Below are 23,256 nucleotides of genomic sequence, written 5' to 3'. Positions count from 1 at the left end.
ATGCGGACGGCACCGAGTGCCTGGACGGCGTGCGCAGCGTTCCGAGGACGTATCAACCATGCTGCGACGCCTTCGACCGGCGCACCGCATCGTGTGTCAACGACGTCCGGTTCGAGTGGTGGCCGAGGTCGCGGCACTGGGTGGTGATCGTGCCTGACGGCGGCAACAGCGGACTGCACCTGAGGTTCTGCCCGTTCTGTGGATTCGGCCTCGCGGGTGGTCGCCCATGACCTCCGGTGATGGTTCCGCCGCGGTCAACGGCAGGCGCATCGCCGCACTGGCCTTCCCGGCCCTCGGCGTGCTGGCGGCCGAACCGCTCTATCTGCTGTTCGACACCGCGATCGTCGGACGACTGGGCGCGGTCAGCCTGGCCGGGTTGGCCATCGGCGGTCTGGTCCTCAATCTGGTCGGCTCGAATCTGACCTTCCTGTCCTACGGCACCACGTCGCGCTCGGCCCGGTTCTTCGGTGCCGGCGACCGGGCCGCCGCCGTCGGCGAGGGTGTACAGGCCACGTGGCTGGCGGTCGGGATCGGGATGGTGCTCTGCGCGGTGGTGCAGGTCGTTGCGAACCCGCTGTTGTCGGTGATCGCCGGTGGCGGCGAGATCGCTCAGGCCGCTGCACCGTGGCTGCGGATCGCCGTCCTCGGCGCGCCCGCCATCCTGATCTCGATGGCAGGCAACGGATGGATGCGCGGTGTGCAGGACACCGTTCGGCCGTTGCGCTATGTGATCGCGGGTTTCGCGGTGTCGGCGGTGTTGTGTCCGCTGCTGGTCTACGGCTGGTTGGGCATGCCGCGGTTGGAGTTGGCCGGCTCGGCGGTCGCGAACCTGGTGGGGCAGTGGGCGGCGGCGGTTCTGTTCGTCCGGGCGTTGCTGTCGGAGAAGGTGCCGCTGCGACCGCATCCCTCGGTGCTTCGTGCTCAGGTCGTGATGGGCCGGGATTTGCTGTTGCGCACCATGGCTTTTCAAGCGTGCTTCGTGTCCGCGGGCGCCGTAGCGGCCCGGTTCGGCGCGGCCGCCGTCGCCGCGCACCAGGTGGTGCTGCAGCTGTGGAGTTTCCTTGCGCTGGTACTCGATTCACTCGCGATCGCCGCGCAGTCCCTGGTGGGTGCTGCGCTGGGCGCGGGCCAACTCGGCCACGCCAAGGTGGTGGCCTGGCGTGTGACGCTGTTCTCCGCGGCGGCCGCGGCGGTACTGGCGGCGGTGTTCGCGATCGGGGCCCATGTTCTGCCCGTGCTGTTCACCGACGACCACTCGGTGCTCGACGAGATCGGTGTGCCGTGGTGGTTCCTGGTGGGCCAGTTGCCGGTCGCCGGAATCGTTTTCGCGCTCGACGGGGTGCTGCTGGGCGCCGGCGACGCCAAGTTCATGCGCAATGCCACCCTGGTCAGCGCGCTGGTCGGTTTCCTGCCGCTGGTCTGGCTGTCCCTGATCTTCCACTGGGGCCTGCTCGGTATCTGGGCCGGGCTCAGCAGCTTCATGGTGCTACGCCTGGTGTTCGTGGGCTGGCGGGCGTTTTCAGGCCGTTGGCTCGTCGCCGGGACCGCTTAATTTGCACCGCGACCGTGCGTGTCTGTTGCTCGACACGCCGCGAATCCTCAGCATTTCGCGCACCCTCGCGCGCGCCAGGGCTACTTTCGCGTCCCGCAGACCACCCAGACAGCCTGCTTGCCGTCACCTCGTCCTTCCACGCGCACATCGATGAATCCGGTATCGCGGCACAACGCGGCGAACGCCTCGGCCTGCTGTTCGGTCCAGCCGTGACTGGCCAGCCCGGTCGAGTTGGCGGACACCTGCCGTTCGATGGCAATCAACCGCCCGCCCGCCACCAGCACGCGGCGTGCCTCGGCGACCGCCGCGCCGACGTCCTGCCAGTGATGCACTGTGGCCAGTGCCCACACCACGGTGGCCGCGTCGTCAGCAACGGGTAAGGCCTCGGCGGTGCCCTCGCTCCACGTGATCGCCGCGCGCCTGGGCGTGATGACGGACGCGACGCGCAGCATGGCCGTCGACGGGTCGACGCCCGTCACACGCGCTCCGCGGCGGGCCGCCACGCGCGCGGCGGTGCCCGGTCCGCACCCCACATCCACAACATGGTCTGCGGACGAGGCCTGTGCGATGTCGGTGGCCAACCTGGCTTTGGCCCGGCCCACCACGAGGAAGAGCAAGCCGCACAGCACACCGGCTGGGCCGGCGAATCCCGGATGGTCGGCGTGGTGATTGATCGCACGTGCCGCGCTCATGACGTAGACCTTGCCGGTTCAACATGGGTTGAAGTCAAATGGCGGAATGGACGTGATCCCCATCGGCGAGGCCGCCGCGCGGCTGCAGATGAGCCCCTCGGCCTTGCGGTACTACGACGAGCGCGGACTGGTGCGCCCGCGGCTGCGTCGAGCAGGCAAACGGATGTACGGGCCCGAAGAGCTTCGGCGGCTCGCGTTGCTCAAGATCGTGCACCGGTTGGGACTTCCGCTCGATACCGCCGCGGCCGTGCTGGACGCGCCCGGTGACCAGTGGCGGGCGACTGTCCGCGCGCAGATCGCCGAACTGGACCGAGTGATCGCGCAAGCCCACGGGGCGCAACAGTTTTTGACGCATGCTCTGCGTTGTCCGTCCGACCATCCGGCTCGTGATTGCGCAACGATGATGGGTGCCCTGGACCGGCTGGTCGACGGGATGAGCGTCGAAGAACTCGCCACCGACCAGACCGGAAACGGTTGGCTGGTCAGCGACTGACAGCCAGCCTGACAGTCAGTGCACCTGGGCGCGACCGCGCTGCAGTACCGCGTCGCGGTTGGCGGCGACGTCGTTACCTGTCGTCGAGTCCATCCACTGCCGCGCCGAGGCCGCCTCGATCCACAGGCCGGCGTCGGTCTGGGCTGCGTCGATGCGATGGTACGAGGACAGCAGGGCGCGGACGGCGGCCTGATTGTTGCCGACGATCGAGGCGGCCACGCGGCGCGCGGCAGGCAGCAACTCGTCGTGGGCGACGACTTCGGTGACCAGCCCGGCGCGCAGCGCGTCGGCGGCCGAGAGGTAATCGCCGGTGAGGCTCATCCGCCGGGCGAGGCCGACACCGACCTTCTGCGGCAGCCGGACACTCAAGCCCCAGGTGGGCAGCAGGCCCACTCTGGCGTGTGTATCGGCGAAGCGGGCGTGCTCGGAGGCGATCAGGATGTCGCAGTACAGCGCCAGTTCGAGCCCACCGGTGACGGCGGCGCCGTTGATCGCCCCGATCACCGGCTTGCTCATCGCCGGCCACTTGGGGGAGATGTCGGGTAGCTCGGTGGTGTTGCCGAACTCCTTTAGATCAAGGCCGGCACAAAACACCGGATCGGCCCCGGTAAGGATCACCACGTCGACGCCTTCGTCGGCCTGGGCATCACGTAACGCCTGGTAGAACGCAGTGCGCAGCTGCGACGACAACGCGTTGCGCGACTGCGGCCGGTTGAGGGTGAGCGTGCGAACCCGGTCTGTGGTGTCGATCAGCAACACAGTGTTGGTCGGCTCCTCGCGCAAGCGCTCGTCGGCGTCATTCATGCGATCAATCTATCGTGTGTCTCATGTGCCGGAACATCACGGAACTGCGTGGCCTGCAACCCGCCGCCACAGCCGAAGAGATCGAGGCCGCTGCGCGCCAGTACGTCCGGAAGGTCAGCGGTATCACCCGACCGGCCGGTGTCAACGTCGAGGCGTTCGAGGCGGCTGTCGCCGAGGTCGCCGCGACCACCACGCGGCTGCTGGACGGGTTGGCGCCACGCCGGCAGCCACCCAAGACGGTTCCGCCGCTGCGTCGTCCGGAAGTGCAGGCTCGCCTGGCGGCGCGGTGAGTTCTCCTGCGCTCAAGGAGTGGAGCGCAGCGGTGCATGCGCTGCTTGACGGCCGACAAACAGTCCTGTTGCGCAAGGGCGGCATCGGCGAGAAGCGGTTCGCGGTCGCCGCACCCGAGTTCCTGTTGTTCCCGACCGTCGCGCACAGCCACCGCGAGCGGGTCCGCCCTGAACACCGTGATCTGCTCGCGCTCGCTGCCGCCGACAGCACCGAAACGGCTGTCACCATCCGGGCCGCGGCGAAAGTGATTGCCGCCATTGAGGTCAACCGCCCTGAGGCGATCGAGCAGATCGCCGACCTGCACATCTGGACCGCCGATTCGGTGCAGGCCGACAGGCTGGATTTCCGCCCGAAGCACCGGCTGACGGTTCTGGTGGTTCAGGCCAGGCCGCTGATCGCACCCGTCGAGTTGGTGCGTGTGCCGGCATTCGCGGGCTGCAAGAGCTGGGTGGATCTCACATCCGACGACACCGCGCTGCGGACGCGAGGGGCCCACGAGGACGGACCCGTGCACGACGACGCGACGCTGCAGCGCATCGCCGAGCGGGTGCGGGCCTCAGTCGGCTGACGGGGGCCGCGGGCCGGCGGGCAGCAGCAGTCGGGACACGCCGCCGTCGCCGTGCCGCACAGTGTGGGTGGCGCGGACCAGCCGGGAACCGGAGATCGGTGGCTCGCCGGTACCGAGGTTGCGGGCGAAGCGCGGATGCGATCCGCCGGCCACCAGCAGGCGGATCCTCGACCTGGCGGCGAACCGGTGTGCGACAGCGTCGAATTCGATGCGCAGCCGACCCGACTGCTCGGTGCGCCGGACGAACGCCTCGGTGACGTTGCGCGAGCGGCCCTTGGCGTCGACCTCGCTGATCCTGACGAACACATCGTTGTTGGGGTTGTCGCAGCTGTGCTCGAGTTCGGCCACCGCGGTGCCGACGAGGTACAGATCCGCGGGCAGCGGGTCGCCGGTATAGGCCAGCACGTCGGCCCGACGACCCAGCTGCGTATCGTCGCGGTACCCGGCCTCGCGCGCCAGCAGCCGGCCACCGATCGTCGGGGTGGGATTGGCCGGGTGGAACACGAATGACGACGACGGCGCGGTCGGGACCGGCGGCCGCTCCGACAACCGCCCGGTGGGCTGCAGGAACAGCTCGTGCTCGGGCATCGCCGGTGGCCAATCGGGCAGGTCCACCCAGTCGAATCCGTTGACGTAGGCACGCACCGTGGCCCGGCGGGTATCGCGACGTTCGGCGAGGTGAGTGTCCAGCCACGCCAGCGATTCGCCGATCACCGTGGGTAGGCCCTTGGTCAGCAGCTGGGTGTGAGTCCAGGGTCCGATCGTCAACGCCACCGGTACCTCGCGCCGACGCAGTTGCCGGTACTGCTGCAGCGTCTGGTCCAGGAACAGGTCCTGCCAGCCGCTGAGCAACAGGACGGGCACCTCGACCCGGTCGAGTGCCTCGGTGAACCGCAGGCTGTCCCAGAACGGATCCTCCGGGTCGGGATGTTCCAGCCACGATTCGAACCAGGGGGCGCCGCTGCCGAGCAGCTTGCGGCCGGCCGCGCCCATCGGCAATCCGGCGGTGGCCCGCGCGAGCTCCGCGGGGCCGCGGACCTGACGGGCCAAGGCCTGCACCAGACCTGGCTCCTCCTGCCGGGCCACCATCGCGCTCCAACCGAGGAAGTCGTTGAGGGTGAAGGATCCGGTGCCCCACGCCGACTCGCTGAAATCGTGGGGGCCGACGGTGATCACGGCGGCTTTCATCTCCGGCGGCGGATCGGTCAGCAGGGCCCACTGGGTGAAACCGAGATAGGACAATCCGACGGTGGCGAACGAGCCGGTGAACCAGGGTTGCTCGCGCAGCCACGCGACTGTGTCGGCGCCGTCGGCCATCTCGTGGACCATCGGGGTGAACTCGCCGCCCGAGCCGAACGTCCCGCGCACACTCTGCAGCAGTACGTGATAGCCGCGAGCGGCATACACCTGGGCGAACACCGCGGAGAACGGGAACCTGCGGCCGTAGGGTCCGCGGACCAGCAGCGTGCCCGCCGGTGTCGCGGTGTCAGGCGAGTAGTGATCGGCGACCAGCTCGACGCCGTCGCGCATCGGCACCCGCAGTCCGTGCCGCACGGTGTAAGACGTTTCGTGGGGTGGCAGGCCCAGCAGGCGGCTGACCGCCTTGCCGACGTGCCGGCGGAATTCCGTCACCGCACCAGGCTACAAATCAGAATTTGTAGTACGGGGCCAGCTCGTGGGCCCGTTGCATATTCACCTGCAGGCAGTCCGGGCGGTCGGGGGACTTGATCGGCGAGTAGAACAACGACTGCTGGATGAGCCCGTAGCTGGTCTTGAACGCGACCATGCAGGTCACCCACCAGCGATCGTTCCAGTCGGTGGGCTTCATGATCCAGTACTGCGCGGCGCGGTGCCCATCGATGTCGAGTTCCACGGCGTCGGGCGGAATGGTCTGCTCATAGGTCCGCCAGACGAACGCCTCGACCGCCATCTGGTAATCGCCCGCGTCGTAATGGCAGCGCAGGCTGTCCTCCGGGGCCGGCGGTGTGTAGGCCAGCCCGATCCGCTGGATCACGTCGAGCGGGATGTCGTTGCACGGATCGAACGGCGAGGGGTCGGTTGTTGCGATGACCGGCCATTTGATCGTCGTGGACACGTTGGTCATCGGCAGATCGGTCACGTTCAGCTGCGGTGTGCCGGTACCCGACCCCGCTGACGTCCCGGTCTGCAGCACCACGACCACCGCCGCCACCAGCGCACATAGTGCTGACAGCAGGCGCACCCTGGCGGCCATCGAACCCCCTCGCAGAATTGGTCAGAATCTTCCCCGGCTTGCCGGGAGTGTAGCGGTCAGCGACCACGGACTCGACCATAAACGAGAACCTGTTCTAGTCCGGGAGGGCGGGTGGCACCCCGCCGCGCGGTTAGGCTGGTCCGTTGTGGTGATGCAACCGTGGTGATGGACCAGGAGTCGAGGGACCGGCAGCCGATTCTGTGGGCGATCAGCGACCTACACACCGGCCACACCGGAAACAAGCCGGTCACGGAGTCGCTCTATCCCTCCACGCCCGATGACTGGCTCATCGTGGCGGGCGACGTGGGGGAGCGCACCGACGAGATCCGCTGGGCCCTGGATCTGCTGCGGAAGCGTTTCGCGAAGGTCATCTGGGTGCCCGGCAATCATGAGCTGTGGACCACCAACAAAGATCCGATGCAGATCTTCGGCCGGGCCCGCTACGACTACCTGGTCGACATGTGCGACCAGATGGGCATCGTCACACCCGAACATCCTTTTCCGGTGTGGAACGAGCAGGGTGGCCCGGCGACCATCGTGCCGATGTTCCTGCTGTACGACTACACGTTTCTGCCCGCAGGTACTGCGACGAAGGCCGAGGGGCTGGCGGTCGCGCGGGAACGCAACGTGGTGGGCACCGATGAGTTCCTGTTGTCGTGTGAGCCGTACGCGACCCGCGACGCGTGGTGCCGCGACCGGGTCAAGCAAACCCGCGAGAAGCTCGAAGACCTCGACTGGGTGACGCCGACCGTGCTGGTCAACCACTTCCCGCTGGTTCGTGAACCTTGCGACGCGATGTTCTATCCCGAGTTCTCGCTGTGGTGCGGCACCACTGCGACCAAGGACTGGCATACGCGCTACAACGCGGTGTGCTCGGTCTACGGGCATCTGCACATCCCGCGCACCACCTGGTACGACGACGTGCGCTTCGAAGAGGTGTCGGTCGGCTACCCGCGGGAGTGGCGCCGCCGCAAGCCGTACCGGTGGCTGCGGCAGATCCTGCCCGAGCCCCGGTATGCGCCTGGCTATCTCAACGAGTTCGGCGGTCACTTCGAGATCACCGCGGAGATGCGGGCTCATGCCAAGCAGATGCAGGACCGGATCAACTCGAGGCGGGTGTGATGGGGACACTGTTGGGCGAGGTGCTGCCCGGTGTCGTCGCCTCTGCCGAGTTGTACGACGACCCACCGGGTCTGCTGCCGCTGCCGGAAGAGGCACCGCTGATAGCGCGCTCGGTGGCCAAGCGCCGCAACGAGTTCGTCACCGTGCGCTACTGTGCGCGCCAGGCGCTGCGGGAGTTGGGCATCGGCCCGGTCCCGATCCTCAAGGGCGACAAGGGCGAACCGTGTTGGCCCGACGGTGTGGTCGGGAGTCTGACGCACTGTCGGGGATTCCGCGGCGCGGTCGTGGGTCGCACTTCCGACGTGCGGTCGGTCGGGATCGATGCCGAGCCGCATGACGTGCTGCCCAACGGGGTGCTCGACGCGATCACCGTTCCTGCCGAACGCACCGAGCTCACCGCGTTGCCCGACGGCTTGCATTGGGATCGAATCCTGTTCTGCGCCAAGGAGGCAACCTACAAGGCGTGGTTCCCGCTGACGCACCGCTGGCTGGGCTTCGAGGATGCGCACATCACCTTCGCGGTGGACGATTCCGGTACCACCGGTGGTTTCCGGTCCGAGATCCTCATCGATCCGGCCGCTGAACATGGTCCGCCACTTACCGCGTTGCAGGGCCGTTGGTCGGTCCGAGACGGTGTGACGCTGACGGCGATCGTGCTGTGAGCCGGCCGATTCCAGATCCCGCGCACGTGAGGAGCAATCCAGATCCCGGCTTGGTGATCGTCGACAAGCCCGCGGGCATGACGAGCCACGACGTGGTGGGCCGGTGCCGCAGGCTGTTCGGTACCCGCAAGGTCGGCCACGCCGGCACCCTGGATCCCATGGCCACCGGCGTGCTGGTGGTCGGGATCGAGCGGGCCACCAAGATTCTGGGTCTGCTGACCGCGACCGACAAGTCCTACAGCGCGACCATCCGGCTGGGGCAGACAACCACTACCGAGGATGCCGAAGGCGAAGTGCTGCAGACGGCCTCGGCCGCAGCCGTCACCGATGCGCAGATCGCCGAGGCGGTGGCGGCGCTGCGCGGCGAGATCCAGCAGGTGCCGTCGGCGGTGAGCGCGATCAAGGTCGACGGCCAGCGCGCCTACAAGCTCGCCCGCGAGGGCCAGCTTGTCGAACTGGCTGCCAGGCCGGTCCGTATCGACCGGTTCGATGTGCTCGCGGTCCGGCGCGTCGCCGACTTCATCGACGTGGACGTCGACGTGGCCTGTTCGTCGGGCACCTACATCCGGGCACTCGCGCGCGACGTGGGGACCGCGCTCGGCGTCGGTGGTCACCTGACGGCCTTGCGGCGCACCAGGGTCGGGCGCTACGGACTGGACGAGGCGCGCACCCTCGACGACCTCGCCGACGAGGCGCGGCTGAGTTACTCACTCGACGAGGCCTGCCTGGTCGGCTTTGCCCGCCGCGATCTGAATGCGGACGAAACCGAGGACACCAGACACGGCAGGGCGTTGAAGCCGGCAGGCATCGACGGTGTGTACGCGGCCACCGCACCCGACGGTCGGGTCATCGCACTGCTGGAGGATGGCCCGTCGCGCACCAAATCCGTCGTGGTGTTGCGCCCGGCGACTCTGTAGCCGCTACCTGGCCGAGCCGACGAACGGGATCGATGCCGGTGCCGCGAGATCTGCTGCGGCGCCGAACAACCCGCGCTTGCGCAGGATCGGCACGACACCCTCGCCGAACCAGTACAGCTCTTCCAGATGCGGGTAGCCGGAGAAGATGAACTCGTCGATACCGATCGCCGCGTAGTCGGCGATGCGGTCTGCGACCTCGGTGTGGCTGCCCACCAGGGCGGTACCTGCCCCGCCGCGCACGAGGCCGACGCCTGCCCACAGGTTGGGCGCGATCTCCAGGCTGTGCGCGTCGGTCCAGCTGCCGTTGGCGCGGTTGGCTTCGTGCAGGGCGAGCATCCGGCGCTGGCCCTCGGACTGGCTGCGGGCCAGCCCGGCCTGCGCGTTGCGTACGGTGTCCTCGTCGAGCGCGGCGATCAGCCGGCCGGCCTGGGCCCATGCCTCCTCGGAGGTGTCGCGGGAGATGGTGTGCAGCCGGATGCCGAACCGCAGCTTGCGGCCCTGTTCCTCACCCAGCGACCGGATCCAGTCGATCTTCTTCCGCACGGCCTCGGGCGGCTCACCCCAGGTCAGATAGACGTCGGCGTGCCGCGCCGCGACCGGGCCGGCCGCGGCGGAACTCCCGCCGAAGTACAGCGGGGGCACGGGCGTCGGGGGCAGCGCCAGCGAGGCACTCTCGACGTCGACGTGCTCGCCGCGGTGAGTCACGGTCTCACCGGCCCAGAGTCGGCGCACCACGTCGAGGAATTCATCGGCGCGCTGATAGCGGGCGTCCTTTTCCAGGTGGTCGCCGAAGGCCCGCTGTTCATGGGCTTCGCCGCCGACGACGACGTTGAGCAGGATGCGGCCCGGCGCGTGGCGCGCGAAGGTGGCGGCCATCTGCGCCGACAGTGTCGGGCTGACCAATCCGGGACGGAACGCCACCAGGAAGGCCAGGGACGTCGTCTCGCGCGCCAGCAGGGCGGCGGTGATGAACGCGTCCTCGCACCAGGCGCCGGTGGGGATCAGCGCCCCGGTGAATCCGAAAGTCTCGGCCGACCGCACGATCGACGCCAGATAGTCGATGCTGGCGTCGCGATCACTATGAGCGGCGCCGGCGGGTATGCCGTGACCGCCGCCGACGATGTGGCGGCTGTCGCCGTAGGTGGGCAGGAACCAGTGCAATGTGACGCTCACAAGGAGTCGATCTTCGTCGGGATGCGGGCGCAAAGCACGACTAAAAATCGCGCTGATCCCGGCTAGAGCCCGCGCCGGTTGATCAGGCGACGACCCAGATCGCTTCTGCCGCAGGGCTACCCAGGTCGACGGTGACTTCGGCGTCGGAGCTGGACACAGCGCCCGGCTGCTCGACCGCCACGGAGATCATTCCCGCGAAATCCCGGCGGGCCAGCACGCGCAAACGGGAGTCGAGGCTGATGCCCACGCTGTCGAAGTACCGCAGCATCTCCGGATCGGCGTCGGAGATCCGCGCCACCGTGCCGGCGTCGCCGTCCTGGCAGGCCGAGAGCTGGCGGGCCGGCGGGGTGGGCACCCGGCCGTCGGCGGCCGGGATCGGATCGCCGTGCGGGTCGCGCGTCGGGTAACCCAGCTTGGCGTCGATGCGGTCCAGCATCCGGTCGCTCACCGCGTGCTCGAGGATCTCGGCTTCGTCGTGCACCTCGTCCCAGCCGTAGCCGAGCTCCTGGACGAGGAAGGTCTCCATCAGTCGGTGCCGACGCACCATCGCCAGGGCCGCGCAGCGCCCAGCCTCGGTCAGCGTCACCGCGCCGTACTTCTCGTGGTCGACCAGGCCCTGGTCGGCGAGCTTGCGAATCGATTCCGATGCCGTTGAGGCCGATACGTTCATGCGCTCGGCCAGCAGTTTTGTGCTGATCCTCTCCCGCGACCATTCCTGGGCGGTCCAGATGACTTTCAGATAGTCCTGGGCAACCGTCGAGAGGTCGCGATGGTTACCGTCTGGACTCACAGTGAGGAAGTTTAGGCAATCGTCACCTGATCTGGGGATCTAGAGCAGACCGTGGCGCGGGCGGGCCGTAGGCTGAGGGCTGTGCAGCGCTGGCGTGGGCAGGACGAGATCCCCACGGACTGGGGCAGATGTGTGGTCACGATCGGGGTGTTCGACGGTGTGCACCGTGGACACGCCGAGCTGATCAGCCATGCGGTGAAAGCGGGTCGGTCCCGCGGGATACCGGTGGTGATGATGACCTTCGACCCCCATCCGATGGAAGTGGTGTTCCCGGGCAGCCATCCGGCTCAGCTCACCACGCTGACCCGGCGCGCCGAACTGGTCGAAGAACTCGGGGTGGACGTCTTTCTCGTGATGCCGTTCACGTCGGACTTCATGAAGCTCACCCCGGAGCGCTACATCCACGAGCTGCTGGTCGAGGACCTGCACGTGGTCGAGGTGGTCGTGGGGGAAAACTTCACCTTCGGCAAGAAGGCCGCGGGCAACGTCGACATGCTGCGCGCCGCCGGTGAGCGGTTCGGCTTCGCGGTCGAGTCGATGTCGCTGGTCACCGAGAGTCTCGACCCCGAACACCGCGACGAGCGCGTCACCTTTTCGTCCACCTACATCCGGTCGTGTGTCGACGCCGGTGACGTCGTCGCGGCGGCCGAGGCGCTGGGACGTCCGCATCGTGTCGAGGGTGTGGTGGTGCGCGGCGACGGCCGCGGCCGGGTGCTGGGCTTTCCCACCGCCAACGTGGCCCCGCCGATGTACTCGGCGATCCCCGCCGACGGCGTGTACGCGGCATGGTTCACCGTGCTGGGCCACGGGCCGGTGCTGGGCACGGTGGTCCCAGGAGAGCGGTACCAGGCTGCCGTGTCCGTCGGCACCAATCCCACGTTCTCCGGGCGCACACGCACGGTGGAGGCGTTCATCCTCGACAACAACGCCGATCTCTACGGTCAGCACGTCGCGGTCGACTTCGTGGCCCGTATCCGCGGTCAGGAGAAGTTCGATGCGGTCGGCGACCTGGTGGTGGCGATGACGGCCGACACCGACCGCGCTCGGGCGATTCTCGCTGCACAGTGATTCACTGCTAGACTTTCCCGCGATCCGGCACATGCTGCAGGCCGCGGTGGCTGTGTCGAGAATTTGTTCGCGGACCGATTTGATGGAGTTTATTTCGTGGCGCTTACCGCCGAGCAGAAAAAAGAGATCCTGGGCTCCTATGGCCTGCACGAGACCGACACCGGTTCGCCGGAGGCACAGGTCGCGCTGCTGACCAAGCGGATCTCGGACCTGACCGAGCACCTCAAGGCACACAAGCACGACCACCACTCGCGGCGCGGACTGCTGCTGCTCGTGGGTCGGCGTCGCCGGCTGCTCAAGTACGTGGCGCAGGTCGACGTCGAGCGTTACCGCTCGCTGATCGAGCGCCTCGGGCTGCGTCGCTGACGCGGCTTACATGCCATCAGTACCGGCGGCCGTCCTCATCGGGACGGCCGCCGTTCTGGCTGTAGCTGTCCTGCCCAGCTGTTCGCGCGCGTCAGCGGCCGACATGCAGGCGGGAGACTGCCTCAAGATCGGGGGGACCGCCCGCTATCCGGATGCAAGTGAGGCCGTGTGCGGCAGCCCGGAGTCGAACTACAAGGTGGTTTCCACGGTGACCGGCAGCGGCGCCTGCCCGAGTGACGTGGACTCGTCGTACACCTTGAACAGTGCATTCAGCGACGAATCGCAGACGGTCTGCATGGACATCGACTGGGTGCTCGGTGGCTGCATGAGCATCGACCCGGAACACAGAACAGATCCGGTTCGGGTGGATTGCGCGGATTCTGCTGCGCCACACCGGCAACGGGTCAGCCAGGTGCTGCGGGATGTCTCCGCGGTCGATCAGTGCGGGAGCGGCATCGGGTATCCGTACCCGCAGCGGCAGTTCACCGTGTGCGTGGAGGACGTGGCGTAAGCAGCGCCACGATGGCAATCTGGCTGTTGCTGCCGTGTACCATGAGTGCGTTCGACAGCTATTCGAACATGGGTGCGGTACCTGCATATCCGCGGGCGCCGTTCCTGCGAGTCACATAGGACCCGCTCGATCGGGCGGTCTTCGGTAGTGGCCGCCGGGAGTCCCCTTCAGTGGGGTGTGTCCGGCCGCTTCGATCGACGGCCGTAGCCGTATCCGGGTCTGTGGTGTTCGCCGGCGTGACGACGCGAAACAAACGACTGAGTGAATCAGAGAGGCCACCGGACTAAATGTCTGCAGTTGAACTTGAAGACGGTGTGTTCGAAGCCACCGCCGTCATCGACAACGGGTCCTTCGGCACCCGCACCATCCGCTTCGAGACCGGACGGCTGGCCCAGCAGGCCGCCGGCTCGGCCGTCGCGTACCTCGATGACGAGACCATGTTGCTGAGCGCCACCACCGCCAGCAAGAACCCCAAGGACCATTTCGACTTCTTCCCGCTGACGGTCGACGTCGAAGAGCGCATGTACGCCGCGGGCCGGATCCCCGGCTCATTCTTCCGCCGTGAGGGCCGTCCGTCGACCGACGCGATCCTGACCTGCCGCCTTATCGACCGTCCGCTGCGCCCGTCGTTCGTCGACGGCCTGCGCAACGAGATCCAGGTCGTGGTCACCGTGCTGAGCCTGGATCCGAAGGATCTGTACGACGTGCTGGCCATCAACGCTGCGTCGGCGTCCACGCAGCTGGCCGGTCTGCCGTTCTCCGGCCCGGTCGGCGGCACCCGCGTCGCGCTCATCGACGGCCAGTGGGTCGCGTTCCCGACCGTCGAGCAGCTCGAGAAGGCCGTGTTCGACATGGTCGTCGCGGGGCGCGTACTCGAAGACGGTGACGTCGCGATCATGATGGTCGAAGCCGAGGCCACCGAGAAGGTCATCGAGCTGGTGGCCGGTGGCGCGCAGGCGCCCACCGAGGCCGTCGTCGCCGAGGGCCTGGAGGCCGCCAAGCCGTTCATCAAGGTGCTGTGCGCCGCTCAGCAGGAGCTGGCCGATGCCGCCGCCAAGGAGACCGGCGACTACCCGGTCTTCCCTGACTACGCCGAGGACGTCTACTACTCGGTCGCATCGGTGGCCACCGACGCCCTGTCGGAGGCGCTGACCATCGCCGGTAAGAACGAGCGCAACGACCGCACCGACGAGATCAAGGTCGAGGTGCTGGAGCGGCTGGCCGAGACCTACGCCGGCCGGGAAAAAGAGATCGGCGCCGCGTTCCGGTCGCTGACCAAAAAGCTTGTGCGCCAGCGCATCCTGACCGATCACTTCCGTATCGACGGCCGTGGCATCACCGACATCCGCGCCCTGTCGGCCGAGGTGGCCGTGGTGCCCCGGGCACACGGCAGTGCGCTGTTCGAGCGAGGCGAGACCCAGATCATGGGTGTCACCACGCTGGACATGATCAAGATGGCCCAGCAGATCGACTCGCTCGGCCCGGAGACCACCAAGCGCTACATGCACCACTACAACTTCCCGCCGTACTCGACCGGTGAGACCGGCCGTGTCGGTTCGCCCAAGCGTCGCGAGATCGGCCACGGCGCACTGGCCGAGCGGGCCCTGGTGCCCGTGCTGCCGAGCATCGAGGAGTTCCCCTACGCCATCCGTCAGGTCTCCGAGGCGTTGGGCTCCAACGGCTCCACCTCGATGGGTTCGGTCTGCGCCTCGACGCTCGCGCTGCTCAACGCCGGTGTGCCGCTGAAGGCTCCGGTGGCCGGTATCGCCATGGGTCTGGTGTCCGACGACGTCGAAACCGACGGCAAGACGGAACGCCGTTTCGTCGCGCTGACCGACATCCTCGGAGCCGAGGACGCCTTCGGTGACATGGACTTCAAGGTCGCCGGAACCAAGGACTTCGTCACCGCGCTGCAGCTGGACACCAAGCTCGACGGCATCCCGTCGAAGGTGCTGGCCGGCGCGCTGAGCCAGGCCAAGGACGCGCGGCTGACCATCCTCGAGGTGATGGCCGAGGCCATCGACCGTCCCGACGAGATGAGCCCGTACGCGCCGCGGATCACCACCATCAAGGTGCCCGTGGACAAGATCGGCGAGGTCATCGGGCCCAAGGGCAAGATGATCAACTCGATCACCGAGGAGACCGGTGCGCAGATCTCCATCGAGGACGACGGCACGGTCTTCGTCGGTGCTGCCGACGGCCCGTCCGCGCAGGCCGCGATCGACAAGATCAATGCGATCGCCAACCCGCAGCTGCCCAAGATCGGCGAGCGGTTCCTCGGCACCGTGGTCAAGACCACCGATTTCGGTGCGTTCGTCTCGCTGCTGCCGGGTCGCGACGGTCTGGTGCACATCTCGAAGCTGGGCCGCGGCAAGCGCATCGCCAAGGTCGAGGACGTGGTGAAGGTCGGCGACAAGCTGCAGGTCGAGATCGCCGATATCGACAACCGCGGCAAGATCTCGCTGGTTCTGGTGGCTGAAGAGGAAACAGCAGCAGAAGCGACCCCGGCCGCACCTGCTGATGCCGCGCCCGCCGAAGCCTGATCGCAAGGCGTCGACACTGGATACCTCGCAGGTCCGCCGGACCACGTTGCCCGGCGGACTGCGGGTGGTCACGGAGTACATCCCGTCGGTGCGTTCCGCATCCGTCGGGGTGTGGGTTGGTGTCGGTTCCCGCGACGAAGGTCGTAGCGTCGCGGGTGCCGCCCACTTCCTGGAGCACCTGCTGTTCAAGGCGACGCCGTCGCGGAGCGCGGTACAGATCGCGCAGGCCGTCGATGCCGTCGGCGGTGAGCTGAACGCATTCACCGCACGCGAGCACACCTGCTATTACGCACACGTGCTCGACACCGACCTCGAATTGGCGGTCGACCTCGTCGCGGACGTGGTGTTGCGTGGCCGCTGTGCTGCCGACGATGTCGAAGTCGAGCGCGACGTGGTGCTCGAAGAGATCGCCATGCGCGACGACGACCCCGAGGACACCTTGGGTGATGTCTTCCTGACGGCGATGTTCGGCGACCACCCGGTGGGACGACCGGTGATCGGCAGCGTCGAGTCCATCACGGAAATGACTCGGGCGCAGTTGCATTCGTTTCACATTCGGCGCTACACCCCCGACCGCATGGTGGTGGCGGTCGCCGGCAACGTCGACCATGACGTGGTGGTGGCGCTGGTCAAGGAACATTTCGGCCCGAAGCTGGTGTCCGGCCGCGACGCGATCCCGCCGCGTAAGGGTGCGGGTCGGGTCACCGGGCGTCCGGTGCTGGAGTTGATCGAACGCGACGGCGAGCAGACCCATCTGTCGATGGGTGTGCGGACCCCCGGGCGACACTGGGAGCACCGGTGGGCGCTTTCGGTACTCAACACCGCCCTCGGCGGCGGTCTGAGTTCCCGTCTGTTCCAACAGATTCGGGAAAGCAGGGGACTGGCCTACTCGGTGTACTCGACGGTGGACACCTTCTCCGACAGCGGCGCGTTCTCGGTGTACGCCGGATGCCAGCCCGAGCGATTCGACGAGGTGGTCCGGGTGACCACCGACGTGTTGGAAACTGTTGCGCGCGACGGCATCACCGCCGACGAATGCCGCATCGCCAAGGGATCGCTGCGGGGCGGCCTGGTGCTCGGGTTGGAAGATTCGGCGTCCCGCATGCACCGGATCGGCCGCAGTGAACTCAACTACGGTGAACACCGAAGCCTGGAGCACACATTGGCCCAGATCGAGGCCGTCACGCTTGACGAGGTCAACGCCGTCGCGCGCCGGCTGTTGACCCGGGAATACGGCGCGGCCGTGCTCGGTCCGTCGGAACTGGCTCTGCCGCAAAGGCTTCAAGCAATCGCCGGTTAGCGAGTCATGGCCGGCGCGAGTTGATCGGCTAGGCTGGCGTCGATGACTGGACTCTCGCGGCGCAACGTACTGATCGGATCGCTGGCGGCGGTGGCTGTGGCCGGCATCGCGGCACCGGTGGCCTCGGCAGCGCCGCCGGACGACCAGATTGCCGGCCTTGAGAAGCGCAACAACGCGTTGATCGGCGTGTTCGCCGCCAATCTGGATTCGGATCGCACGGTGGCCCACCGGGCTGACGAGACGTTCGCGGTGTGTTCGACGTTCAAGGGCTACGCTGCCGGTCGCGTGCTGCAACTCGTCGACCGAGGACAGTTGGCGCTGGACACCCGGATCTTCATCGATCCGAGCGCCATTGTCGCCAACTCTCCGGTGACCGAAGAGCGGACTGGCGCCGACATGTCGATCGGCGAACTGTGTCAGGCCGCACTGCAGCACAGTGACAACACGGCGGGCAATCTGCTGCTGAAGATGATCGACGGGCCACCGGGTATCACGGCGTTCGCTCGCAGCATCGGTGACGATCGCACCCGCCTGGACCGTTGGGAAACGGCCTTGAACTCGGCCATCCCGGGCGACCCGCGGGACACCTCGACTCCCGCGGCTCTCGGCGCCGGATATCGCGCACTGTTGGCTGGCGACGTGCTGAGCCCGCCGCAGCGTCAGCAGCTCGAAGACTGGATGCGGGGCAATGAGACGTCGAGCCTGCGGGCCGGGTTGCCCGCCGGCTGGACGAGTGCCGACAAGACCGGCAGCGGTGATTACGGGAGCACCAACGACGTCGGTCTCGCCTACGGCCCGGACGGTCAGCGGCTGCTGCTCGCGGTGATGACACGGTCGCGGGCTGACGACCCGAAGGCCGTCAACCTGCGACCGCTCATCGGCGAGCTGACGGCACTGCTCGTGCCGGCGTTGCTCTGAGAGTTACTCGCCGTGGAATTCGCCTGCGGCAGGAGCGATTTCGGCGACCTGATCCTCGACGTCCTGGATGGCGATCTGCCGGGCGCCCGACGGGTTCTGTGAGAGCGGAACCCGCACGGTCAGGATGCCCCGGTCGTAGCTGGCGGTGATCGCCTCCTCGTCCGCGCCGGCAGGCAGGGTCACGGTGCGCAGGAACGAACCGTAGGAGAACTCGGAGCGCGAGTTGATGTCGACCCGCTCGGTGCGCTCGGCCTTGACCGTCAGCTGGCCGTCGGTGACGGTGATGTGGACGTCGGTGGCGGGATCGATGCCGGGGATCTCGGCCCGCAACTCGTAGTGCTCTTCGGTGACCTCGTCCTCGATGCGCATCAGGTTGCGCTCGAAGATCGGCCGCAGGCTGGCGAACGGGGTGATGCCGGCGAAGAACTCCGAGAGCTCAGGCAGGAAGGGGCGGGGCTGGTGTGCGACGGGCAGATTAACCACGGGTAACTCCTCGCATTCTGGTGGTGGCCGCAAAGCGCGGGGAAAAGGCACTGTGACGCTTGCCTTTTCCGATCCAAGCACCGCTGCGGGGCCGCCGGCCTAATGTGCGGTGAACACCGTGAATACGCGATCTGCCGCCGCGGAGTCTCAGACGAGCGGCAGCGAGTTGTCGCGGTACAGAGCGAAGAAGTAGGGCCGGCGCGATCCTCGCAGGTCCATCGCGCCGATCACCGCATCGTCGGACAGTCTGCGGAACACGTCGTTGATGGGCAGCTGGTCGTAGATCATGGTCGCGGTATCGGTGCCGCGGTATCGGGTGGTGCGCAGCCGGGCCTTGGCTGCGCGGGTCTGCAGCACCGGGCGCAGCGCGGCTATCGCACCGGACACCGGCAAGGTGCGAGGCGCCGACAATTTCGCGGGCAGTTTCGCAGTGAGGCCAAGGCCGCCGAATGCCAACGCCGGATTCAACGCCCACAGTGCCTTGCCGTTCGTCGTCGGGAATAGCAGCGGGTGAACGGTCTCGGCGTCGACGAATCGCTTGCCCCACCAACCGCTGGCGGCAAGGAGGCCGTCCATGGGGTGTCCGGTTGGGATTTCGGCGCCATGCCACGTGCCGATCATGAAGGCCGGATCGACGGCCGCGGCCGCGTCGAAGACCTGCAGAGCTTCATCGGTGGTCGTCGGGACGCTGGGCAACAGTTCCTGCAGCAGCATGCGGCCCACCATACTTGACAGGTGTCAAGAAACGCCAACGCCGCGGACGGTGGCCCAAAAGGTCATCGCCCGGCCAGCATGAACGGCCGGCCGGGCGATGGGAGGCGAGTTTCTCAGAGCAGGGTTGCCGGATCGGTGAACGGCAGCCCGAGGTCGGAGGCGACCTGCTCGGACAGCAGAGCACCCTCGTGGGTGGACAGGCCCTTGGCCAGCGCCGCGTCGCTCGCGCAGGCCGCCCGCCAACCCTTGTCGGCCAGCTTCAGCACGTAGGGCATGGTGGCGTTGGTCAGTGCGAACGTGGAGGTACGCGGCACCGCGCCCGGCATGTTGGCCACGCAGTAGAACACGGTGTCGTGCACGGCGAAGGTGGGATCGTCGTGGGTGGTGGGGCGCGAGTCCTCGAAGCAGCCGCCCTGGTCGATGGCGATGTCCACCAGGACCGCGCCCGACTTCATGTGGGCCACAGTCGAATTCGTGACCAGCTTGGGGGCCTTCGCGCCGGGGATCAGCACCGCGCCGATCACCAGGTCGGCCTTCTTGACGGCCTCCTCGAGCTCCAGGCTCGACGAGTAGCGGGTTTCGATGCCGGCATTGGTCTCGTTGTCGATCTTGCGGAGCGTGTTGACGTTGAGGTCGAACACCGTGACATGAGCGCCCATGCCCTTGGCGATGCGGGCGGCGTTGTAGCCCGCGACGCCACCGCCGATGACGACGACCTCGGCCGGTGCGACACCGGGGACGCCGCCCATGAGCACGCCGCGGCCACCGTGGCTGCGCATCAGGTGGTAGGCGCCGACCTGTGCGGACAGGCGGCCGGCGACCTCGCTCATCGGGGCCAGCAGCGGCAGGGCGCCGTCAACAGTCTGCACGGTCTCGTAGGCGATGGAAGTGGTGCCCGAGGCCAGCAACGCATCGGTGCACGGCCTGGAGGCCGCCAGGTGCAGGTAGGTGAAGAGGGTCTGGTCCTTGCGCATGCGGGCGTACTCGGCCTCGATGGGCTCCTTGACCTTGAGCAGCAGCTCGGCCTCGGCCCAAACCTGGTCGGCGGTAGCGACGATCTCGGCGCCGGCGGCCTTGAAGTCGTTGTCTGAGATGGCCGAACCCTCACCGGCGCCGGCCTGGATGATCACGTCGTGGCCGCGGCGGGTCAGTTCGGAGACGCCGGCCGGGGTGATGGCGACGCGGAACTCGTTGTTCTTGATCTCGGTCGGGATACCGACGAGCATGATCGCTCCTTCAAAGTTGGTGTGCTGAAACAAGTGTGAAGAACCTTCGGAGAATGAGCAATATCTCTGATGAAGATTCGTTACTGTGGTGAAGTGATTGAAGAATCGGCGAATGTGACCACGGCTACAGCCCGCTCATCGAAGGATGTTCGGCAGTCCGGCCTCGACGAGGTGGATCGGCGGATCCTGCTGGCTCTGCATGCCGACGCGCGGATCTCCAACAGCGCATTGGCTGACGCCGTCGGGATCGCTGCGTCGACCTGTCACGGCCGCGTGCGGCGGCTCCAAGACATCGGCGTCATCCGCGGCTTCTACACCGACATCGACCCGGCGGCAGTGGGTCTGGGCCTCCAGGCCATGATCTCGGTCAGCCTTCAGTCGAACGCCCGGGGAAAGATCCGCAGCTTCATCGCGCAGATCCGCAAACGCCCGCAGGTGATGGACGTCTACTTCCTGGCCGGCGGTGACGACTTCATCCTGCACGTCGCCGCACGCGACACTGATGATCTGCGGGCGTTCGTGGTCGAGAACCTCAATGCCGACGCGGATGTGGCGGGGACGCAAACGTCGTTGATCTTCGAGCATCTGCGCGGTGCGTCACCGCTGTAACCCGCTATTGGGCGCGCAGTATCAAGCCGTAACCGTCGTCTCGGGTGAGCCGCAACTGGTCGGCGTCGATCGCTGATCGGACCCGGCCGCTGAGTACCCGCAGTACCGCCTGCTCCACGTCACCGACCTCGTCCACGCATGCCATCTTGGTGGTCACCAGTGGGCCGAATTCGATTGTGCTGCCAGTAACTTGGGCATGACCGGTGAACCGATTGCAGCCGGTTGAGCCTGTCGCTGTGCCGTCGGCGGCGATGGTCAGTACCGGTTTGCTCTGCTCCAACGCCGCCGAGGTCGACACGGCATCGGGGGACACCAGGCTGTCTACCTGCCACGTGGTGCCCGTCAATGGCCGGTCCGGATCCACTGCCTTCCTGTCCTTCAGGGTGACGGTTGTGGTGGGGCTTTTCAGGGTGAGAGTGTCGTCGGTGAGCTCCCAGGACGGGACGGCTTGGAAGAATTTCGACACCCAGGCATCGGCGTCGCCGAGTGGTGAAGGGCAGGCCATCATCGTGCTGGCCAATTGCGTGACGATACGGCCATCGGTCAGATCCGCAGTGCCCGAACCGTGATGCAGCCTGCGAACGTGCTGATGCGGTCTCCGTCGAATCCGACCGTCAACGGGCCGCCGCCCGGTATCTGCTCGCCGTCGACCGCGACCGACACGAAAGTCCGGCCCGCGGGACTGGCCGGGCTGTCCGCGCCTGCGGTACTGGAACAGCCGGCAAGGATGAGCGCAGCGGCAAGCGCGGTGAGGAATGGGCGCATGCCCCACCGTAACCACCCGCGCGCTGCTCGCGCCTGGATGTGTTAATCACGGTGTGGGACAGTCTGTTTCGTCGTCGTCTTGGTTGTCGGTGAAGTAGTGCTGGGGGTGGTGGTAGGTGTTGATGCGGGATTGGCCGGTGTCGAGCAGGGCCGGTGGGATCCATTCGCAGCGGCCGTTGGTGTTGATGTGGGTGGTCCATTTGCCGGGGCCGACGAGGCGTTGATGGGGCCCGCAGCCCAGGGTGAGGTCGGTGATGTCGGTCAGGCCGCCGTGGGCGAAGTCTTGGGTGGCGTGGTGGGCCTGGCTGCGGTTGCCCGCGGCGGTGCAGCCCGGGCAGGTGCAGCCACGGTCGCGGGCGAACAGCATCAACCGTTGCCCTGGTGTGGCGAGGCGTTTGGTGCGGCCCAGGTAGAGCGGCACGTTGGCATGTGTGTCGAACACGGCCAGGTAGTGATGGGCATGCGCGGCGAGCCGGATGAGGTCGCCGATGGGCAGTTTGGTGCCGGTGGCGGTGACCGCTATCCCGGCGCCGGCTTGGAGTTCCTGCAGGGTGGTGGTGACCACGATGGACACCGGTAGCCCGTTGTGCTGACCGAGTTCGCCGGACATCAGTGCGTGGCGGCCCAGGGTGAGCAGGGCGTCGTGGGTGCGTTGCCGGGCGGTGCGGGTGTCGGTGTCGATCTGTTCTTGGCTGGGGGTGCCAGAGGTACACGGGGTCGGGTCGTCGGGGTTGCACATGCCTGGGGCGGCCCATTTGCCGGTGATGGCGTCGAGGGTGGCGCCCAGCTCGGCGGTGACCCGGCCGCGGATGGTGCGGGTGCCGTCGGGTTCCTGGGGGCCCAGCACGATGCCGCGGGAGCGGGCGGCCAGGTCCTCGATGGGTTCCTCGCCGTCCTGGTTGAGCAGGTACAACGCTTCGGCGATGGCGTGGTGCAGCACATCGGGGCAGTTGCTCGCGGCGACGGCGACCAGTTTTTCCTCCATCTGCTGCCGGCGCTGGGCATCGACCCAGCCGGGGCAGTGGGCGAAGAACGTCTCCAATTCCTCGATGTGGTCCTGGGTCAGCCAGCCGCCGGCTTGGGCGGCGGCGGTGGCGGCTCGGCGTGCCGGGACGGGTTCGCCGGTCAGGGTGTGCCGTGGTCCGAGGTTGATCGCGTCGCGGAAGCGGCGGCGGGCCTCCTTGTGGGAGATGCGTAGCCGGATGCGCAGGGCTTCGGGCCAGGATTTCGTCCCGATCTGCGCGGGGGTGGTCTGCTCGGCCAGGGCGGTGATGGCGGCATGCTCGGCGGTGGGCAGCAGGTTGTGTGCATCCTGGATTCCCGAGCACACGTCGAGAAGCTCGGCCGGTGACAGTGACCCGAACGGCAGCTCCCGCACCCCCTCGACCGCGGTGCGTAACGCGGCGAGCGCGGCGGCGACCTGCTCCTCCATGCTTCGAACATACATTCGACCCCC

Annotated in this window: 24 protein-coding genes and 1 pseudogene; 14 read left to right on the top strand and 11 right to left on the bottom strand. The window is 67.4% G+C overall.

Annotation, left to right across the window (positions count from 1 at the left end):
* Positions 1 to 226: 226 nt before the first annotated feature.
* A complete protein-coding gene (locus BTO20_RS22595) occupies positions 227 to 1,552 on the top strand; it encodes an MATE family efflux transporter (RefSeq protein ID WP_087078352.1) in 1,326 nt (441 codons plus the stop codon).
* Positions 1,553 to 1,632: 80 nt separating this feature from the next.
* Here BTO20_RS22595 and BTO20_RS22590 read toward each other — a convergent pair whose 3' ends face one another.
* Entirely contained in the window at positions 1,633 to 2,244 is a 612-nt protein-coding gene (locus BTO20_RS22590; protein WP_087078351.1) for a class I SAM-dependent methyltransferase, read from the bottom strand.
* 46 nt (positions 2,245 to 2,290) lie between these two features.
* Here BTO20_RS22590 and BTO20_RS22585 point away from each other — a divergent pair, with 46 nt between their 5' ends.
* On the top strand, positions 2,291 to 2,737 hold the full coding sequence (locus tag BTO20_RS22585; protein WP_087078350.1) for a MerR family transcriptional regulator: 447 nt from the start codon (positions 2,291 to 2,293) through the stop codon (positions 2,735 to 2,737).
* Positions 2,738 to 2,752: 15 nt separating this feature from the next.
* On the opposite strand, the gene BTO20_RS22580 is transcribed toward BTO20_RS22585, so the two are convergent.
* Positions 2,753 to 3,541, bottom strand: a complete 789-nt coding sequence (locus BTO20_RS22580) for an enoyl-CoA hydratase (RefSeq protein WP_087078349.1) — start codon at positions 3,539 to 3,541, stop codon at positions 2,753 to 2,755.
* 23 nt (positions 3,542 to 3,564) lie between these two features.
* On the opposite strand from BTO20_RS22580, the gene BTO20_RS22575 reads away from it, so the two are divergent.
* The gene (locus tag BTO20_RS22575) at positions 3,565 to 3,831 is read left to right on the top strand and encodes a DUF2277 family protein (protein ID WP_198344026.1); all 267 of its coding nucleotides are present in this window, start codon (positions 3,565 to 3,567) and stop codon (positions 3,829 to 3,831) included.
* The gene (locus tag BTO20_RS22570) at positions 3,828 to 4,400 is read left to right on the top strand and encodes a DUF1802 family protein (protein WP_087078347.1); all 573 of its coding nucleotides are present in this window, start codon (positions 3,828 to 3,830) and stop codon (positions 4,398 to 4,400) included. The genes BTO20_RS22575 and BTO20_RS22570 overlap by 4 nt, the downstream gene beginning before the upstream one ends.
* Here the strand turns inward: BTO20_RS22570 and BTO20_RS22565 are convergent.
* Both BTO20_RS22565 and BTO20_RS22560 read right to left on the bottom strand, forming a co-directional pair.
* Positions 4,389 to 6,032, bottom strand: a complete 1,644-nt coding sequence (locus BTO20_RS22565; RefSeq protein WP_087078346.1) for a CocE/NonD family hydrolase — start codon at positions 6,030 to 6,032, stop codon at positions 4,389 to 4,391. The genes BTO20_RS22570 and BTO20_RS22565 overlap by 12 nt on opposite strands.
* Before the next feature lie 16 nt (positions 6,033 to 6,048).
* Entirely contained in the window at positions 6,049 to 6,633 is a 585-nt protein-coding gene (locus BTO20_RS22560; RefSeq protein WP_029373815.1) for a DUF3558 domain-containing protein, read from the bottom strand.
* A gap of 165 nt (positions 6,634 to 6,798) precedes the next feature.
* Between BTO20_RS22560 and BTO20_RS22555 the strand changes: the two genes are divergently transcribed.
* The 3 genes from BTO20_RS22555 to truB are packed head-to-tail and all read left to right on the top strand — an operon-like array spanning position 6,799 to position 9,334.
* The gene (locus tag BTO20_RS22555; RefSeq protein ID WP_198344553.1) at positions 6,799 to 7,755 is read left to right on the top strand and encodes a metallophosphoesterase family protein; all 957 of its coding nucleotides are present in this window, start codon (positions 6,799 to 6,801) and stop codon (positions 7,753 to 7,755) included.
* A complete protein-coding gene (gene pptT / locus BTO20_RS22550) occupies positions 7,755 to 8,417 on the top strand; it encodes a 4'-phosphopantetheinyl transferase PptT (RefSeq protein ID WP_198344025.1) in 663 nt (220 codons plus the stop codon). Before BTO20_RS22555 ends, pptT begins: the two co-directional genes overlap by 1 nt.
* Positions 8,418 to 8,443: 26 nt before the next feature.
* Positions 8,444 to 9,334, top strand: coding sequence for a tRNA pseudouridine(55) synthase TruB (gene truB / locus BTO20_RS22545; RefSeq protein WP_087082507.1), 891 nt, complete (start codon positions 8,444 to 8,446; stop codon positions 9,332 to 9,334).
* Positions 9,335 to 9,337: 3 nt separating this feature from the next.
* Here truB and BTO20_RS22540 read toward each other — a convergent pair whose 3' ends face one another.
* Both BTO20_RS22540 and mntR read right to left on the bottom strand, forming a co-directional pair.
* Positions 9,338 to 10,507: an LLM class flavin-dependent oxidoreductase gene (locus BTO20_RS22540; protein ID WP_198344024.1), complete on the bottom strand. Its 1,170-nt coding sequence runs from the start codon at positions 10,505 to 10,507 to the stop codon at positions 9,338 to 9,340.
* 82 nt (positions 10,508 to 10,589) lie between these two features.
* Positions 10,590 to 11,297 (bottom strand): manganese-binding transcriptional regulator MntR, encoded by a 708-nt coding sequence (mntR, locus tag BTO20_RS22535; RefSeq protein ID WP_087078343.1) that lies wholly within the window; start codon positions 11,295 to 11,297, stop codon positions 10,590 to 10,592.
* An 81-nt stretch (positions 11,298 to 11,378) separates the two neighbouring features.
* Between mntR and BTO20_RS22530 the strand changes: the two genes are divergently transcribed.
* From BTO20_RS22530 to bla, 6 genes are all read left to right on the top strand, one after another.
* Positions 11,379 to 12,365: a bifunctional riboflavin kinase/FAD synthetase gene (locus BTO20_RS22530; protein WP_087078342.1), complete on the top strand. Its 987-nt coding sequence runs from the start codon at positions 11,379 to 11,381 to the stop codon at positions 12,363 to 12,365.
* 96 nt (positions 12,366 to 12,461) lie between these two features.
* Positions 12,462 to 12,731 (top strand): 30S ribosomal protein S15, encoded by a 270-nt coding sequence (gene rpsO / locus BTO20_RS22525; protein ID WP_019969736.1) that lies wholly within the window; start codon positions 12,462 to 12,464, stop codon positions 12,729 to 12,731.
* A gap of 10 nt (positions 12,732 to 12,741) precedes the next feature.
* Positions 12,742 to 13,242: an LppU family putative lipoprotein gene (lppU, locus tag BTO20_RS22520; RefSeq protein WP_408632122.1), complete on the top strand. Its 501-nt coding sequence runs from the start codon at positions 12,742 to 12,744 to the stop codon at positions 13,240 to 13,242.
* A gap of 287 nt (positions 13,243 to 13,529) precedes the next feature.
* On the top strand, positions 13,530 to 15,785 hold the full coding sequence (locus tag BTO20_RS22515; protein WP_087078340.1) for a polyribonucleotide nucleotidyltransferase: 2,256 nt from the start codon (positions 13,530 to 13,532) through the stop codon (positions 15,783 to 15,785).
* Positions 15,763 to 17,085, top strand: a complete 1,323-nt coding sequence (locus BTO20_RS22510; protein WP_087078339.1) for a M16 family metallopeptidase — start codon at positions 15,763 to 15,765, stop codon at positions 17,083 to 17,085. The genes BTO20_RS22515 and BTO20_RS22510 overlap by 23 nt, the downstream gene beginning before the upstream one ends.
* A gap of 42 nt (positions 17,086 to 17,127) precedes the next feature.
* The gene (bla, locus tag BTO20_RS22505; RefSeq protein ID WP_087078338.1) at positions 17,128 to 18,003 is read left to right on the top strand and encodes a class A beta-lactamase; all 876 of its coding nucleotides are present in this window, start codon (positions 17,128 to 17,130) and stop codon (positions 18,001 to 18,003) included.
* Between the two features lie 3 nt (positions 18,004 to 18,006).
* Here bla and BTO20_RS22500 read toward each other — a convergent pair whose 3' ends face one another.
* The 3 genes from BTO20_RS22500 to ald all read right to left on the bottom strand — a co-directional run bounded on the left by BTO20_RS22500 (position 18,007) and on the right by ald (position 20,426).
* Positions 18,007 to 18,486 carry an Hsp20/alpha crystallin family protein gene (locus tag BTO20_RS22500; protein ID WP_087078337.1) on the bottom strand — a complete coding sequence of 160 codons (480 nt, stop codon included), beginning with the start codon at positions 18,484 to 18,486 and terminating at the stop codon, positions 18,007 to 18,009.
* Positions 18,487 to 18,633: 147 nt separating this feature from the next.
* A complete protein-coding gene (locus BTO20_RS22495; protein ID WP_087082503.1) occupies positions 18,634 to 19,200 on the bottom strand; it encodes a DUF4334 domain-containing protein in 567 nt (188 codons plus the stop codon).
* 113 nt (positions 19,201 to 19,313) lie between these two features.
* On the bottom strand, positions 19,314 to 20,426 hold the full coding sequence (gene ald / locus BTO20_RS22490; RefSeq protein WP_087078336.1) for an alanine dehydrogenase: 1,113 nt from the start codon (positions 20,424 to 20,426) through the stop codon (positions 19,314 to 19,316).
* A 69-nt stretch (positions 20,427 to 20,495) separates the two neighbouring features.
* Here ald and BTO20_RS22485 point away from each other — a divergent pair, with 69 nt between their 5' ends.
* Positions 20,496 to 21,035 carry an HTH-type transcriptional regulator AldR gene (locus BTO20_RS22485; protein ID WP_087078335.1) on the top strand — a complete coding sequence of 180 codons (540 nt, stop codon included), beginning with the start codon at positions 20,496 to 20,498 and terminating at the stop codon, positions 21,033 to 21,035.
* 4 nt (positions 21,036 to 21,039) lie between these two features.
* Here the strand turns inward: BTO20_RS22485 and BTO20_RS22480 are convergent.
* Together BTO20_RS22480 and BTO20_RS22475 are read right to left on the bottom strand one after the other, a co-directional pair.
* Positions 21,040 to 21,800, bottom strand: a pseudogene (locus BTO20_RS22480) (META domain-containing protein).
* Positions 21,801 to 21,846: 46 nt separating this feature from the next.
* Positions 21,847 to 23,232: an HNH endonuclease signature motif containing protein gene (locus BTO20_RS22475; RefSeq protein ID WP_087078334.1), complete on the bottom strand. Its 1,386-nt coding sequence runs from the start codon at positions 23,230 to 23,232 to the stop codon at positions 21,847 to 21,849.
* Between the last annotated feature and the right edge of the window lie 24 nt (positions 23,233 to 23,256).

The sequence above is a fragment of the Mycobacterium dioxanotrophicus genome, from assembly GCF_002157835.1.
GTDB lineage: Bacteria > Actinomycetota > Actinomycetes > Mycobacteriales > Mycobacteriaceae > Mycobacterium > Mycobacterium dioxanotrophicus.
This window is presented reverse-complemented; position numbering and strand designations above follow the sequence as displayed.

Coding starts and splice junctions, on each gene's coding strand:
- BTO20_RS22510 (WP_087078339.1), top strand. CDS start 15,763: ATGCCGCGCCCGCCGAAGCCTGATCGCAAGGCGTCGACACTGGATACC.
- pptT (WP_198344025.1), top strand. CDS start 7,755: ATGGGGACACTGTTGGGCGAGGTGCTGCCCGGTGTCGTCGCCTCTGCC.
- BTO20_RS22575 (WP_198344026.1), top strand. CDS start 3,565: ATGTGCCGGAACATCACGGAACTGCGTGGCCTGCAACCCGCCGCCACA.
- BTO20_RS22585 (WP_087078350.1), top strand. CDS start 2,291: ATGGACGTGATCCCCATCGGCGAGGCCGCCGCGCGGCTGCAGATGAGC.
- BTO20_RS22560 (WP_029373815.1), bottom strand. CDS start 6,633: ATGGCCGCCAGGGTGCGCCTGCTGTCAGCACTATGTGCGCTGGTGGCG.
- BTO20_RS22515 (WP_087078340.1), top strand. CDS start 13,530: ATGTCTGCAGTTGAACTTGAAGACGGTGTGTTCGAAGCCACCGCCGTC.
- ald (WP_087078336.1), bottom strand. CDS start 20,426: ATGCTCGTCGGTATCCCGACCGAGATCAAGAACAACGAGTTCCGCGTC.
- BTO20_RS22495 (WP_087082503.1), bottom strand. CDS start 19,200: ATGCTGCTGCAGGAACTGTTGCCCAGCGTCCCGACGACCACCGATGAA.
- BTO20_RS22595 (WP_087078352.1), top strand. CDS start 227: ATGACCTCCGGTGATGGTTCCGCCGCGGTCAACGGCAGGCGCATCGCC.
- BTO20_RS22485 (WP_087078335.1), top strand. CDS start 20,496: ATGAAGATTCGTTACTGTGGTGAAGTGATTGAAGAATCGGCGAATGTG.
- BTO20_RS22580 (WP_087078349.1), bottom strand. CDS start 3,541: ATGAATGACGCCGACGAGCGCTTGCGCGAGGAGCCGACCAACACTGTG.
- BTO20_RS22555 (WP_198344553.1), top strand. CDS start 6,799: ATGGACCAGGAGTCGAGGGACCGGCAGCCGATTCTGTGGGCGATCAGC.
- bla (WP_087078338.1), top strand. CDS start 17,128: ATGACTGGACTCTCGCGGCGCAACGTACTGATCGGATCGCTGGCGGCG.
- lppU (WP_408632122.1), top strand. CDS start 12,742: ATGCCATCAGTACCGGCGGCCGTCCTCATCGGGACGGCCGCCGTTCTG.
- BTO20_RS22475 (WP_087078334.1), bottom strand. CDS start 23,232: ATGGAGGAGCAGGTCGCCGCCGCGCTCGCCGCGTTACGCACCGCGGTC.
- BTO20_RS22590 (WP_087078351.1), bottom strand. CDS start 2,244: ATGAGCGCGGCACGTGCGATCAATCACCACGCCGACCATCCGGGATTC.